Below are 15,809 nucleotides of genomic sequence, written 5' to 3' on the forward strand. Positions count from 1 at the left end.
ATTTGTTTTATTTAGCCATCAGACTCACGGCGAAACCTCCGCCCGGAGCCTCTGTAAGTTTCAAGACATCACCTTTCTTCACAGTCTTTTTCGTTATCACGTATGCCTTTGGGTTATGCTCATAATGTGCATTCTTGGCATCGGCATAGATTGTACATTCATATTTACGTCCTTCATCGAGGAAATCAAGATGCACTATGCTCTTATGACCGTTCTCGTCGCACTTGCCACCTATGAACCAGTTGTCCGTACCTTTGGCCTTACGCGCCACGGTGATATAGTCGGCCGGCTCTGCCTCAAGATATTTTGTATCGTCCCAGTCGCATGCCACGTCACGTATGAAGCGGAACGCATCCATGTATTTGGCATAGTTTTCCGGCAGGTCTGCGGCCATCTGAAGCGGGCTGTACATCGTGACATACAGTGCCAACTGCCCTGCGAGGGTAGTATGAACGAAGTTGGGATTTTCGCTCCAGTTCTTCAACTGTGTCTCCAGAACGCCCGGAGTGTAATCCATCGGACCGCCCTGCAAACGCGTGAACGGCAGAATACAGGTATGGTCGGGGCGCGAACCTCCGAAAGCCTCATACTCTGTTCCGCGTGCACTCTCGTTACCAACGAGATTCGGATAGGTGCGACAAAGTCCGGTAGGACGTGTTGCCTCATGGGCATTTACCATGATATGATGCTTTGCGGCTTCCTTTACAACATACAGATAATGATTGTTCATTGACTGCGAATAGTGATGATCGCCACGCGGTATGATGTCGCCCACATAACCCGTCTTCACTGCATCATAGCCATAACGGTTCATCAGGTCAAAGGCATTCTCAATATGTCGCTCGTAATTCTGCGTGGATGATGATGTTTCATGGTGCATCATGAGTTTCACACCCTTTGAATGTGCATACTCGTTCAGTCCCTTGATGTCGAAATCGGGATATGGAGTAACGAAGTCGAACACGTCGCGTTTCCACATATTCGCCCAGTCTTCCCATCCGATGTTCCAACCTTCAACGAGCACTTGGTCGAGTCCGTTGTCGGCAGCGAAGTCTATATATCGCTTCACCTTTTCCGTATTGGCGGCATGACGGCCGTGTGGTTTGGTCTTGGTGTAGTCGATATTGTCGAGTTGCACAGAGGGATAATCGTCAGTATAGTGCCAGTTGCTCTTTCCTACTATCATCTCCCACCACACTCCGCAATACTTCGTGGGGTGTATCCATGATGTATCGTCGAGCGCACATGGTTCGTTAAGATTCAGAATGAGGTTTGACGAGAGCATGTCGCGTGCGTCGTCGCTCACTATCACCGTGCGCCACGGTGTGTTGCATGGTGTCTGCATGCAGCCCTTCAGACCGGTGGCATCGGGTGTGAGATGACTCACGAATGTCATCGGAGCGGGCAACGGATATGTCGATGGTGTCGGGTCGGGCGTATATGTATTGCTGTTGCCCTTGAGTTTCGTTGTCAGTTGTGTTGTCTGACCATCAACAAGTTCGAGGTGCATGGTAGCATAATCGGCGCATGCCGCCTCATGTATGTTAATGTATAGACCGTCGTCGCTCTTCATCTGCAACGATGTCTGCACACCGGTAGGTGAGAACACGGCCACCGATGAGTTGCCCCAGTTCACTGCTTTTTCGAAGCGACCGCGTATTTCCGACAACCGTGACTGTTGCGTTTCCTGTTCCTGAGTGTCATAGTCGCCCGGAAGCCACCATGCTGTGTGGTCGCCTGCCATCGCAAACTCGCTCCTCTCTTCCTTTATGAGAAAATAGTTGAGATCGCTCTGCTGAGGGAACTCGTAGCGGAATCCCATTCCGTCGTCATAGACACGGAAACGGATTATGATGCTGCGACCCGTGGATTGCTGGCCGAGAGTCACTGCGAGTTCATTATATCGGTTGCGTATCTTTGCCGTTTCTCCCCACACCGGCTTCCATGTCTCGTCGAAAGCCGATGTCTTTGTATCGCTTATACTGAATCCGTCCATAAGGTCGGTTTCCTGAATTCCTTTCGAAGCATGCTTGTCCTTCGCAAGTTCCAGTCCGAGATGACTCGGCCTTATCACCTCCCTGCCTTTATATGCAAGTTCGTATGTCGGCCGTGTGCCATCGAGATAGAACTTCAGTCGCACGTTTCCGTCGGGCGATGCCACCTCTTGTGCCACTGCCAGCATCGACAGCATACCACAGAGCAATAAGAATAATGTTCTCTTCATCATTATATTATAATTACACTTCTTTTTTTATTTCCTGCCACTATTTCTCATCATCTCAATCATAGAGCCTCTGAAAGAGTCGTTCTTTATCAAATCTTCTATGCTGAGGTGCATGCGATAACGCCAGTAGTGCTTCGGATTGGAAGGGATATTTATGCGCTCGGCATTCTGATCGGCAAGGCGCAGGTTCTCGTAAATGGCGAGCCAGTCTTGAATAGAGAGTATGCAGAGCATCGACGGAGATGCGAGGTGACGTGTTATGATGTCGTAGGCAAGCCACCCCGGCATCGGGTGCGGAGCAAATCCGTCACGTTGCAACATTGAGTTGAAATAGTCTTGCGCACGACCTTCGTCCTCGTCCCACCACTGTCGCAACGTCGGCATGTCGTGACTCGAAATGGTTGACACCGAGCGATAGGGATTGTTTTCCAACCTACCAAACCTCACATGCGGGTCTTTCGGCATAGACTGAAGTTCAAGTGACAGTATGCGCAGTTCGTTCATCACCCAAGGAACGCAGTCGGGCACCATTCCGAGATCTTCGGCACACACCAGCATACGTGTGGCCTGTACCAGCAACGGCAGTTTCTTCATTGCCTCGCGATACCAGAACTGATTGTTGCGGCGATAATAATAGTCGTTATACAGTTTGTTGAAAACATATTTGTCACTGTCGTAAAGCGACTCGTAGATGAAGTCGAACTGTACCGAGATGCGCGGATGGAAGCGGTTGGGGTCTTTATGGTCGCGCACGAACAGCACATCACTTATTATTGCATACAGTCCGTCGCGCAGCGATTCAAGCGGCATCGAGTAACGCTCGGTGTCGTTTTTCTTTTTCTCCGCCTCGTACCATGCCTCCACTTTGCGCTGTGTGGAATATTCATCTTTCATGCGGTAGCGGTCGTAGCCTATCGACTCCATGAACTCATTGCGCACCTTTTCGGCATCTTCGTGGAACACGCGGTCGAGCACCCAGTCGGTTATGAACGGCTCGGTGAACAGTTGTTCCTGCCATCCCAGTCCGTATGCCTCTATTTCCTCGCGCGTCATACCGAGCGACGGAGCGAAATGTCCGAGCAGTCCGTGAACCGAATCGGCCGGTATTTCCCATATCCTGAAGAAACCCAGCACATGGTCTATGCGATAGGCATCGAAATATTTCGACATGTTACGGAAGCGGCACACCCACCATCGGCAACCGTCGGCAATCATTTCGTCCCAGTTGTATGTCGGGAATCCCCAGTTCTGACCGTTCATAGAGAAATCGTCAGGTGGCGCACCGGCCTGTCCGTTGAGATTGAAGTAGCGCGGCTCTTGCCACACATCGCTGCCGAAACGGTTAACACCGATTGGGATGTCTCCTTTCAGTACCACGCCTTTCTCACGTGCATGCTCATGGGCACGTCTCATCTGGCGGTCAAGCACGAACTGCACATAGTAGAAATAGGCCACTTCGCGGTATGCCTTGTTACGCGGATTGGTGAGAGCCTTGCGGTCGTCTTCGTTCCATACGGTGTTGCCTTTCCACTGTGTGAAGTCGGCAGTGCCGTTCTTGTCGCGCAGCATGCTGTATTGTGCGTAGGGCACGAGCCACTGCTCCGAGTCCTTGAAGAACTCTTTGAACTCATCAGAAGCGAGCACAGTCTTACCCTCCTGTTCGTAAAGCAGGTGGAGATATTCCTCTTTCGCCTTGTTCACACGTTCATAATCAATCTGCGAGAGGGCATTGAGTTCCTTCCTCAATGCCTCGAAACGCTCACGCGCGCCGGCATCGGCGAGTTGCGGCAACTGCCTGAGGTCGGCATATTGAGGGTGTAGAGCGAAGATACTTATACACGAATATGGATATGAGTCGGTCCATGTCTTTGTCGTTGTACTGTCGTTTATTGGCAGTATTTGCAGAACGCGCTGCCCTGTGCTGTGCACCCAGTCTATCATGCCACATAGGTCGCCGAAGTCTCCGACACCGAAACTTCCTTCCGACCTCAGCGAGAACACCGGCACCAGCGTGCCCGCACATTTCATATTGTAGATTGGGAAGAACGCCTGTTCGAGTTCATAAGCCAACACCTCGCCTGCTCCCATCGGCGGCAATTTGACTGTGCGGTTGCCCTGTGTCTCCCACAAAGGCATTATGTCTTGGTTCTCATCTATTGCCACAAACTTGAACTCAAGCGTGTCGCCGGCCATTCCTGTTGCGTCAATGTCTATGGTCCACTCGTTGAACTGATGCTCAACCATTGGCTTTGCATCATCCAAATGCCATGAGCCAAGCACCCTCTGAGCACCCACAACGGCAAGCCTGTGGTTCGAGCGTAACTGCGGGGCGCGCACCTTCAGAGTAACCGTCACGGCATTATCGTTCAGCACAACATCGCGACTACGTCGCCGAGCAAAGCACTCGGTGAATGCCGAACTATACAGATAACTGTCTTCCGGCATCGCAATCCAGTGGTCGTATGCTATATACCTCACTCCCTTGACAGCGGAAATCTCAAGCCGATGCGGTTCCACAAGCCATTCGTGATGCGTTTCCGAGCCGTTGCGCTCAACACTGTAGTAATAGCAGAGCGCAGTGCCCACTTCCGCTTCGCGACGCAAGTCACAAGTCCAGCGAATACCGTCGGCGGTATTCATTCTGTATTTTGCTACAACTTCCTTTGTCTCATTGTCAATGATGTTCAGAGTAAGGTCTTCGCCATAACTCGTCTGATAATTGATATTAAATTGCAAATTCATATCCATGATGGTTAGTATTTTGGTGTAAAATTACTAAAAATCAACATCATACAAAACTAATTTAGCAACATTTAAACATAAATATATTGCGCAAACGTTTGCATTGGCATCACATCCGCATACCTGTTCATGCTAAAAAAACAGAAGAAAGTCAAACTGAAACAACACCATCTGTCGTGACTAAGAAAGCAAAATAGGCGAAATTGGAAAGTAAAATGGGCGAAATTGCTGACCAATTTCGCCCATTTTGGTTTGCAAAACAGCCGAATTCACAGAACAGTATGTCATGGAACATCGGTAATGAAGAGGTGAACGAGAAGTAAAAATATTATTGATGTCCGATAAAACTAAATAAACAACAAATACCGACTACTCTGTCCCTATAAATAGTAGTTCCTAAAAAAGCAAGGACTGTTCAATACGTTGTTCGACAAAAGGGGTCTGTTCAAAACAAACACACCCCTCATTATCATTAATTGTGATGCGCACGCGGGGCATCTCTTACCCCACTGCGCATCACTTTAATATCAGTTCTTCACTTTCTTCTTACCGTCAACTACATACACTCCCTTAGGCATACTCTCCCATTCTCCGTCCATCTTCATTCCGTTGATGTTGTATATGCCTTTCCGTGCAACGGTCTTGTTATCGGCTGTCACAGTCTCTATTCCCGTGGCGGTACCTTTTATTATTCTGACGTTGTCAATAAAAAAGTAATTACCACTGCTGCTGTCGCAGTGTCTGAATGCAACATACTTTGTTCCGGCAGGCAGAGGCAGAGTACGCTCATACCATTTAGATTGATCAACGTTATCGTCATCTATTCCTACTAATCCTTCCGGTTTCTCATCTATCAACACTTCCGTGAAATCGGCAATATCATTACTTGTTGTTGAGGCAACTATCTTATAGTGATCCGGATATTTTACACTCGTGGATAACCAATAATTTAACTCAGCGGCATCTGAAAGCAACGGAGATATTAAATAGTTGTCAGGGGCAAGTGGCTTGCCGGATTTCCATGACCAACTACTGTTTACATGGTCACCGAAAAAAGGAATCATCCAAGATTCTTCTTTATTTATTATTTCCCATGTCCGTCCGTCTTTGTCCGCATCCACCGTTGTCCATCCTTCGGGCATCCCGTCTTCCTCGAAACTTTCGAACAGAGAAACGAACTTAGGGTCGTACATTCCCGACGGTGCCATTTTGGCCTTTCCTCCCACAGCATTGATTGCATTGGCGAAATTCTTGGCATCATCCATAGTGGTTAACTTTTTCAATATGCAGGGGGCACTCTCAACAAGTTCTTTTGCTGCTTTCATTTCTATGCCCAACTTTTCTTTCACAACCTTGACGACCTGTGTTTTTTTGTCCTTGTAACTCTCCAACACCACGTCGCATGAAGATTCAACGTTGCTAACCGTTACATCGTCAACGAGCCAATAGTATTCAATACCGGTTCCGTTTTCGTCGTATGCGCGCCATGAGATATTTATGGTTTTTCCGGAGTATGCACCAAGATCTATCGTTATTGCACTCTCATATTCGTTTTTTTCGGTAACACTCCATAACTTTTTCCATGTTGCGCCGTTGTCTGTGGATATTTCCACATTGTAAAACGAACCTTTATCCACATCGAATTTTTCAATATAATTCCAAAAAGTAAGGGTAGCGTTGTTTCCGAGTTTAATTGCGGGCGAAACAAGCCTTTCGTCTTGCTTGGTACGAGACCAATGCAGCCACATCTGCTTATCTCCATCGTGAGGGGATACGAACGCTACACCGGACTGTCCCCATGTATCCGAGTTATTTGTTGTTTCCACTCTCCATCCGTCAGCAATAAAGTCTCCTTCGAAACTGTACTTGTACTCCGTCTGTGCATTCGCACCGGTTGTCCATAATGCCGCCATTGCGATCAGAATTGATAAAAGTATTTTTTTCTTTTTCTTCATGTTTTCGGAACCTCTCCTTTACCACTTACAGGGAATGCTTACAGAGGCGTGGGCATTTGTGTTAATATTAAAGAATATTCAATTATCAGTCAAACAACATTTGCTGTTTGTGTGCTTATTTTTAATCACATTTGCTTTAAACTTTGCAAAAATAATAGAAATCGCTTTATAAACAGTTTTGCATTTCTTCTTTTTAATATATTTTATGAATACAAAACGGTAGGGCAGATTCCGAAAGCATAGCCGTTACATGTGGGAAAAACGAGACAGTTAGAACTCTTTGGGGTGCTTATCCCGAACTCGCGTCAAGAAGATGTTTTCTAAATTGTATCTGATTGAAGACAAACAAGCAACCATGCTGCAAAAAATAAACAAGTAATGAGGGGGCTGTATTGAAACTGCACCCCTCATTATCGTTGATTGTGAACCGCAGTGGGGCATCTCTTACCCCACTGCGCGTCACTTTAATATCAGTTCTTCACCTTCTTCTTACCGTCAACTACATACACTCCCTTAGGCATACTCTCCCATTCTCCGTCCATCTTAATTCCGTTTATGTTGTAGATGCCTTTCCGTGCAACGGTCTTGTTATCGGATGTCACAGTCTCTATTCCCGTGGCGGTACCTTTTATTATTCTGACGTTGTCAATAAAAAAGTAATTACCATCGCTACTGTCGCAGTGTCTGAATGCAACATACTTTGTTCCGGCAGGCAGAGGCAGAGTCCGCTCATACCATTTAGACATACTGCGGGTTTCAATTCCTTCCGGTGTCTCGTCTATCACCACTTCCGTAAAATCGGCAATATCATTACCTGTTGTTGAGGCAACTACCTGATAGTGCTCCGGATATGCTGTATTCATGGCAAACCAATAATTTAACTCTGCGGCATCTGAAAGCAACGGAGATATTAAATAGTTGTCAGGGTCAAATGCTTCCGCGTCCCATGACCAACTGGTAATCATTTGGTCGCCGAAAAAAGGTGCCCCTATATGTTCTAAACTACTTTTATTAAATACTTTCCATGTCCGTCCGTCATTGTCCGCATCCACCGTTGTCCATCCTTCTGGTATCCCGTCTTCCTCGAAACTTTCGAACAGAGAAACGAACTCAGGGTCGTACATTCCCGACGGTGCCATTTTGGCCTGTCCTCCCGCAGCATTGATTGCATTAACGAAATCCTTGGCATCATCCATCGTGGTTAACTTCTTCAATATGCAAGGGGCACTATTCACAAGATCTTTTGCATCCTTCAATCCTATGCCCAATTTTTCTTTCACCACCTTGATAACCGCTAATTTTTTGTCCTTATAACTCTCTAACACCACGTCGCATAAAGACTCAACGTTGCTAACCGTTACGTCATCGATGTACCAAGTATAGTAAAGCCCATCTCCGGTATTGTCGTATGCATGCCATGAGATATTCACGGTTTTTCCCGAGTATGCACCGAGATCTAACGTTATTGCACTCTCATATTTGTTTCCTTTGGTAACACTCCATAACTCGTTCCATGTTACACCGTTGTCTGTGGATATTTCCACTTTGTAAAACGAAGCATTAGCCACATCGTAACCGCTAATGCAATACCAAAACGTAAGAGTGGCGTTGTTTCCGAGTTTGATTGCGGGCGAAACAAGCCTTTCGTTTTGCTTGCTGTAAGACAACGGGATCCACATCTGCTTCTTTCCATCGTGAGGGGATGTAAAAGATGTTGTACCATGCTGCCTCCAAGTATCCGAGTAGTTTGTTGTCTCCACTCTCCATCCGTCAGCAATTACATCTCCTTCGAAACTGTACTTGTACTCCGTCTGTGCGTTCGCACCGGTAGTCCATAATGCCGCCATTGCGGTAAGAACTGCTAAAAGTAAATTCTTATTTTTCATGTTGTTAGTGCCTCTCTCCTTTACCCCTTCCGGAGAATGCTTACAGAGGCGTGGGCATTTGTGTTAATATTAAAGATTAGTCAACTATTAGTTAAACAATATTTGCTGTTCGTGTGCTTTTTCTTAACTGTGATTGTTTTAAATATTCGATGTAAAGATAATAATAATTTCTTTACAAACGTTTTTATTTTGTTCTTTTTAATATATTTTATGAATACGGCGAATTTCGGAAGCATTACCGTTACATGTAAAAAACGATAAAGTTGGAATTCTTCTTAGGGGAGGGCTTATCACGAACTCGCGTAAATACATGTCTTTCTGTAAAGATGATGAGTCATGTTTTCTTCTTTTATTTTTTGTCATAACAAAAACCCCGAAAGTTTTTTGTCTAACTTTCGGGGTTCATATCATTTTTGACAACATACTCGTTTTGTGGGAGAGGTTAAACCCAAACCAAAGTATGAAAGTAGCCTTATCGTTTGATAAATTTCACGGTTTGATTGCCGACAACTACAACATATATACCCGGAGCAAAGTTATCAATGTTGAATGTAGTTTGCGAACCGTTTACAACAAAGTTGATAATACATGCACCTGTGGCATTGAATACCTGCAATGTCTTTCCGATAAGACCTGCGGAAAGTTCTACTGTAAGTTTATTGCCGTTGATATGTGTTTGGAGAGACTTGCCCACATTTGGAGCATCGTCAATATTAGTGGTAGTACCAGTAGGCTCGTATGTTATTTCAGACTCATCGGTTGTTTCAGATATCGGAGCGTGAGTGAAGCATTTCTCCATTGGCAATTCCTTGAAGAGCGTGCAGTTAAGCGGCCCTTGTAGTGCCCACTCGGCTTCGGTGGCTTCGAGTGCCATGAATGTTTCAGAAGCGAGTTTGCTCTTGTCGTACTCGTACTCTTTGCCGAACTCATTGCTTGTAGTCTGCTTGTATATATCGCCATCGCTGTTGTAGTGCCATGTCCAAGTAATTATATTCTGAACCGTGTAGTTGGGACCGGGAACTTTCCTTATTGATATCCGACGACCTTTTTCATCATAACCGAACTCCTCTTTCCATACAAGTTCATTATTATCGGGTAATAACTGACTGACACAACTGACACGCCCCGCTTCATCGTAATCTACCTTGCAGATGCGTCCCACATTATCTTCAAGTTTATCATAAATATAATCGAACTGACGAATATCGACACGAAGTAGGCGCATTTGGTCGTCATATACGAAGTTCATCTTCACGTCCTCGGTAAGCGTTTCATCATCAGGATCGACACCGTGACGTGTAGAACGAACATATTCGGTTACATATCCATATTCGTTACGCGTATATTCGTGTTTAGAAGAGATGGTAGAAGAACTATGATCAGCCTTGAACGCTACCTCTTCTTTCTTTATCATGTAGCCTTGCGGATTGTATGAGTAGTTATAGACAAAGGTTCCGGGCTGGGTGCTCAAACCGTACTCTTCTCTGATAAGGCAGCCATTGTCGTCGTAGATATACTGCGTAAGTTGTTCGTCCTCCGAATCCTTCCAGTCAATCACCTTTGACATTCTGTACTTGTAAACGTTGGGGTCTGCGCGGAAATAGTTAGGAGCCATCTTTACTTGCGCCATGGCTACTTGCGCTGTGGCAAGCATCACGACTGCCACTGTGAAACGTAATAGTTTTTTCATTTTTGTTTTTTAAAATTGTTGTTTTTTAATTATTGTTATTAATAGCGTTTTAAATATTCATATTAGATGTATCGGGTGCAAAATTATACAATAGTAATTTGTCTTACAATACCTCATAATTAGTATTTTCCCAGCCTTATAATAGGTATTGATACAGACTTATATTTTATTCATTTGACTTTTAAAGGTAAAAACGAATAACTAACCACAAGGATATCTGTGAAAAACAGAATTATGACATAAACTATACCTACTTGTGATTAATTATACGCGAGTTCGATAGGTTATTCGACCAAGGGCTGCATCGTGTGCATCGGCTGAGAGCAAACATGAAGAACAATCCGAGGCAGTAAGAAGTTTACCTGACACCAATATAAACCAAATCGGTTCATCAGACCACATTTGGAATAAAAAGAATGCTGTCCGAGAAACTTCTTCAGTTCAATGAAAAAGACTTCTCGGACAGCATTCTTTAATACCGGCCGGTGTTGTTTGCACCGAAAATTCCGGCAGAATATCCTTTTTTTACTTTACCAGTTTCTTTCCGTTAACGATATACATGCCTCGCGGTAGCGAGTTAAGGGCATCGCTTTCGGATGTCCCTGCCGGCAAGCAGCGAAGCAAGCGTCCGTCTGTGGTGTAAACATTGAGCGGTGAAGACTGATTATCGGTAACGGTGTTGATACATTCAACAGACGATGCCGACGAAACATCATCTATGAGATAATGCCCTTGCGCGTTTTTCTCGTTGCGTATCACAAAGAACTTTGTGGCGTTGACATTCTCCACATCCACCGACTGTGGTGAACCGTTGCCATTGCTGAACACAAAATTCACGTAGTCGTCTTCGCTTGTCAGAGTGAAATCCTTGTAATACCAAGTCTTGCCATCAACCTGCTTTGTATCCGTGATGCGGTCGCCAGGCCAAGAGGTGTTTGTCGGGGTATGACCGAAGTCGCTCCATGTCCAGTAGTTCATTGATGTCCAACCGGTCACTCCGTCGCCCACGCGGCAATAAACCGTTATCGTCTTTGGCTCGAAATTGTTTTTCTTTATTGTGTAGTTGCGCTCTATTATGCCGCTGACGCTTCCGGATATAAGTAATCCAACTTTCAAAGTGCAACTCTCTTCAATGTCAATATCCGTACCACTTGCCACTTTTCGGCTGCTTGCCGTCGGTGTGGTACCGTCTGTTGTATAAACAAGTTGTGCATCAGAGGTGTTACTTACAGCCGTCAGTTTCACTTTGAAAGCATCGTTATAAACGCCCGAACTTCTGTCAGCCCATACCGTTTCCAGACTTTTTGCAAGGAAATAGCGATAATGATAGCCTGAAAGAACAAGCGTATATGCGCTTGAAGGAGTGAATGAAGCAACGTTATTGCCCACAGCGACCACCATTTTGCTCTCTCCTCCCACTTTCACGGCATTGGCATAGCAGCCCGCCTCGCTCTTCAGGTTCAGGAACGAACTCGTGTTTGTGATGCCTGCGGTCTTTCGTGCGTCAACCATTGCCTTTATCTCGTTCTTATATGCGAGCCAGTGGGTGTAGAAAACGCATGGTGTTCCGGGCATTGCAATCAAGTATGCGTTTGCCGCCAGCGTGTCACGCCTTATCGGGTCTTGTTCAGAACCGGCACGTTTTTCGGTGTCGTGGTTCTCAACGAATGTTACGGCATAACGGTTGTAGGTCGGGTCGTGCATCAGGTTGTTGGTGCTGTTGAGTCGTCTCCAATCTTTATTATTGATAGCATCACGAACGTTATATCTGAATTGGAAATCGAATGCCGCGCTCTTCTTTCCCGTAGCATCTATCCAATTCTTTATCACGCCGTTGCCATCCCAGCACTCTCCCACCGAATATTCTATTCCGGCAGCATCGTTGTAATCAGCCACATGCGAACCGCCGAAGCCCTTCACCATGTCATACCTGAAGCCTGTGTATCCGAGATCGTCTTTGAGATACTTTACGTATGCCTTCACAATCTTCTGCACGTTTTCACTTTTGTGATCAAGGTCGCGCATACCGCCCCAGCCTTCGCCCTCGTCGATGTTGCTGCTTAGCGTCACTCCATCTTTTTGTGCCTGCTCGCGGGTCAAGTATCTATTAGTGCTTGGATCATAATCATCGTTATTCACGATGTCGGTGGTTTGGAACTGGTAAGTCACTCCATTGTACTCCTCTGCCGGAAAAGTCCACCACCCCATCGTGTTATGGTGATTTATAACCACGTCTGCTACCGTTCCAAGACCCTTTGCCTTGAATGTCCGTATCATCGAACGCAGTTCCTGTTCTGTTCCGAAACTACTATTCTGGTTGAAATAGTAGTATGGTGTGTATCCCATCACTTTGTTAGACTCCAAGCATTTGCCGCTCTGCGGAATCCATATCAGACTGAACGTGGCGGCAAGGTCGTCTGCCTGACTTTCGAGTTTTGTCCATTTGGACTGTGAGAACGAGTCCCAATAGAACCCTTGCAGCATCACTCCGCCATAATTTTCGGGCCACCCCTGGGCACCGACACTCTGCGAACAGAGCGTGATGAGCGCAACTGCAATAAGGATTTTCGTAAAATGTTTCATAATTATGTAGTTTTTATAATTAAACTTTCGATGACAAAGATAACTTAAAAGACAGACATGACACATCTAAGCCATTGCTTTTCACACATTTATACAATGCAAACGTTTGCGCCCAAAGCCAATAATCTCAAATCGTTCATTAGAACCCTCAACTTATTTTGTTCGATTGTTGAGCAGAAGTGCTGACGTTTCATCGAAGGCGTAGCGGGCTACAACCAGATGAATGGCTGCGCAGATGTCGGCAAGCGGACTATATCAGTAGAGAAGCATACCAGCAATAGGAAATCTAAGCAAATGCGCTCTAATGACCTATTTTGGATAATACGCCGAAGCAGAAGAAAAAAGAGGAGAGAATGCATGGAAACATTCTCTCCCCTTTTGTGTATATCTATCGTGACTATTACTCAGACACAATGGCAAACATGCCCGTAATGTCGTTGAAATAGATGCAGTAATTTCCTGCGGGCACATTGATATTTCCACCACCGGCAAGACCCTGTCCTGAATAGTTAGCATCAGAAATGGTGAAATCGGCACCCCAGTTAATATCCCATTGTCCATCGGCACGGAATTTCAAACCGCCGGTAACAGAAATGGTTGTTTTTACAAACCAGTTGTGAGGGGTGACCTGAGTCATCACCAAGTCGCCTGCCCATGTGTTGAAATCGCCTATAATACCGATAGAACCATACTCTGTCGGAGTTTGGTTATCCAACTTTGTCCAAGTATATTGCATGGTGTTGAGGTTCATTTCCATCTTCCAAAATCCTGCTTCAGGTGAGTGGATGGCGCCACCGTTGGATATTTCAATCGGACCCGACATTTCGGTAGAACCGTTATTATCCTGAGTAGTGTTGTAGCACAAGTCCCAATTGCCGAGACCATTCTCATCCCATGCCTTAACATTGCCGTCAAACTTGCCGTAATATGCAAACACGTTAGTGTCAATCTGGAACATTGCGCCCTCTTTAGCCTTATCCGCACTCCATCCGGAGAAATCTCCGAAGAGATAAAGAACCGTCCTTGTGGGAGCCGAAATCATGTTGAATTCAACCATACCGGCATCGATGAGCAGTGCCTGACCGTCTTTCACGGCATTCAGGAATACATGGGCTGAATATTTGTGCTGTGCAATCCCTTGTCCGAATATTTTCACTGCGTAGTTCTGCAGATCTTCCTTGCTCACCTTTCCGTCAAGAGAGGCGTTCATTCTGACAGGATCACAGTTGATTTCGGTTGTGATAAAATCAATTCGTGCATTGGCGAGAGTGTAGCCTTCAGGCAGTTCCTCTGTGCTCAATGTGAACACCGGCACTTGATCTTCGGCAGTATTGAGGTCTATGTCACCCACAGCAGATGCCTTGATACCGGGAAGCACAACGGCATTTTCCTGTGCATTCGACTGCGGATTTGCCCAGTCGGTGAAGTCTTCGCTGCAGGCTGTGAACAACAAGCCTGCGAGCGAGAGTATTAAAAATGATATTTTTTTCATATCCTAATCATTTATTTTATTGTTTCTTACTTAATATCACCGGTGTCATTGCTAAAGTTCAGATAGAGTTTCTGACCTGCAGGAACCACTACACGCTCCTGGTCGCCACCTGTTCCACGGTAAACAATCTTCTTGTTGAACACCATGAACTCTGATTTCCACCAGTCGAATTCAGGCACTTTTACATATACACGCAGACCTGCATCAGCATCTGAAGCATGTGCAAACGCCGGAGAAACGAATTCGCCGTCCTTTGTAGCAGGTACTTCGAACGAACAACCGTCCTCTTTCTCTGCCCAACCGGCTCCCGGAGTGACAGGACCCATGAGCCAAACTTCAGGCTTAAGGAAATCGACATTATATATTATTTTGCCTCCGGAGACAGATGTTGTTACAACAATCAGATACCAAGCCGGTGTAGCACTTGCCAAGTTGCCTCCATTGTCAGAAATATTGCCGGCCAATTCTCCACCGATATTAACCTGACCAAAGCCAACCTCTTTATTGTCCCATGCTCTTTCTGCGTTGAACTTCACACCTTGCTCATCAACCCATACCATGCGCCAGAACACATTTGGAGCACCATTCACAGGAATCATGGCAGGAGCAGTGTCCCACATCCAGCCATTGAAGCCACCTATTACATAGAAGTTCTCAGGTGTTGTGGCAGGTGGGAGTGAATATTCAACGAGCACACGTGACAGTTCCACGATGTTAGAGAGTATCTCGGTGCCGTCTATTGCTTTACCATAAGCCGTAGTCTGCACAGCCTTTGCACGCAGATATACTTTCACGTCTATCGGGAAATCTGCCTCTACCTTGCCCTTGCTCTTGAGTTTATCGGTCAGAGAAGCAGCCAGTGAAGCAGCATCGATGCCGAGAACCGCGCTCTTCTGAGCCGGAACTGCTTCAAAAGCATCACTCATATCGGCATTCAGAGAAGCCTCAAGAGAATAGTCGGTGCTTGCAGGGAAACCATAATCGGGCTGCGAGCAAGTTACGATAATCTTTCCTGAATTTGCCAATTCGATATGCGAGTTGGCTATTGCCGGTGTGTTGAGTACAAATGTCGTTGGACTTTTCAATGTCGGGTTAGAGTCATTGTCATCATCGCAGGCCGTGAAAAGACACGCACCCACCACCAGCATTAATATTGACTTTATTGTTTTGTTCATTGTTATTTTCTTTTATGTGGGCGGTTCGTTTCCGATTACCGCCCGTTAATGATTACCTGTTA

At 45.8% G+C, this 15,809-nt stretch carries 8 protein-coding genes; all 8 read right to left on the reverse strand.

Translation table 11 applies throughout. From position 1 onward, the window contains the following. Positions 1-7: 7 nt before the first annotated feature. Entirely contained in the window at positions 8-2,227 is a 2,220-nt protein-coding gene (locus tag EHV08_RS05260) for a glycoside hydrolase family 97 protein (RefSeq protein WP_203227053.1), read from the reverse strand. A gap of 24 nt (positions 2,228-2,251) precedes the next feature. Beyond that, on the reverse strand, positions 2,252-4,966 hold the full coding sequence (locus EHV08_RS05265) for a 4-alpha-glucanotransferase (protein WP_126678384.1): 2,715 nt from the start codon (positions 4,964-4,966) through the stop codon (positions 2,252-2,254). 527 nt (positions 4,967-5,493) lie between these two features. Then, on the reverse strand, positions 5,494-6,921 hold the full coding sequence (locus EHV08_RS05270; RefSeq protein ID WP_126678385.1) for a L7/L12-related protein: 1,428 nt from the start codon (positions 6,919-6,921) through the stop codon (positions 5,494-5,496). Positions 6,922-7,391: 470 nt separating this feature from the next. After that, on the reverse strand, positions 7,392-8,807 hold the full coding sequence (locus EHV08_RS05275; protein ID WP_126678386.1) for a L7/L12-related protein: 1,416 nt from the start codon (positions 8,805-8,807) through the stop codon (positions 7,392-7,394). Positions 8,808-9,279: 472 nt separating this feature from the next. After that, entirely contained in the window at positions 9,280-10,497 is a 1,218-nt protein-coding gene (locus tag EHV08_RS05280; RefSeq protein WP_126678387.1) for a T9SS type A sorting domain-containing protein, read from the reverse strand. 525 nt (positions 10,498-11,022) lie between these two features. Then, on the reverse strand, positions 11,023-13,080 hold the full coding sequence (locus tag EHV08_RS05285; RefSeq protein ID WP_126678388.1) for an alpha-amylase family glycosyl hydrolase: 2,058 nt from the start codon (positions 13,078-13,080) through the stop codon (positions 11,023-11,025). Between the two features lie 400 nt (positions 13,081-13,480). Beyond that, complete coding sequence (locus tag EHV08_RS05290; protein ID WP_126678389.1) at positions 13,481-14,572, reverse strand: DUF5115 domain-containing protein; 1,092 nt, start codon at positions 14,570-14,572, stop codon at positions 13,481-13,483. A gap of 26 nt (positions 14,573-14,598) precedes the next feature. Then, positions 14,599-15,747: a SusF/SusE family outer membrane protein gene (locus EHV08_RS05295; protein ID WP_126678390.1), complete on the reverse strand. Its 1,149-nt coding sequence runs from the start codon at positions 15,745-15,747 to the stop codon at positions 14,599-14,601. Positions 15,748-15,809: the final 62 nt, after the last annotated feature.

Source organism: Prevotella koreensis (genome assembly GCF_003977605.1).
In the GTDB taxonomy this organism is placed as follows: Bacteria; Bacteroidota; Bacteroidia; order Bacteroidales; family Bacteroidaceae; genus Prevotella; species Prevotella koreensis.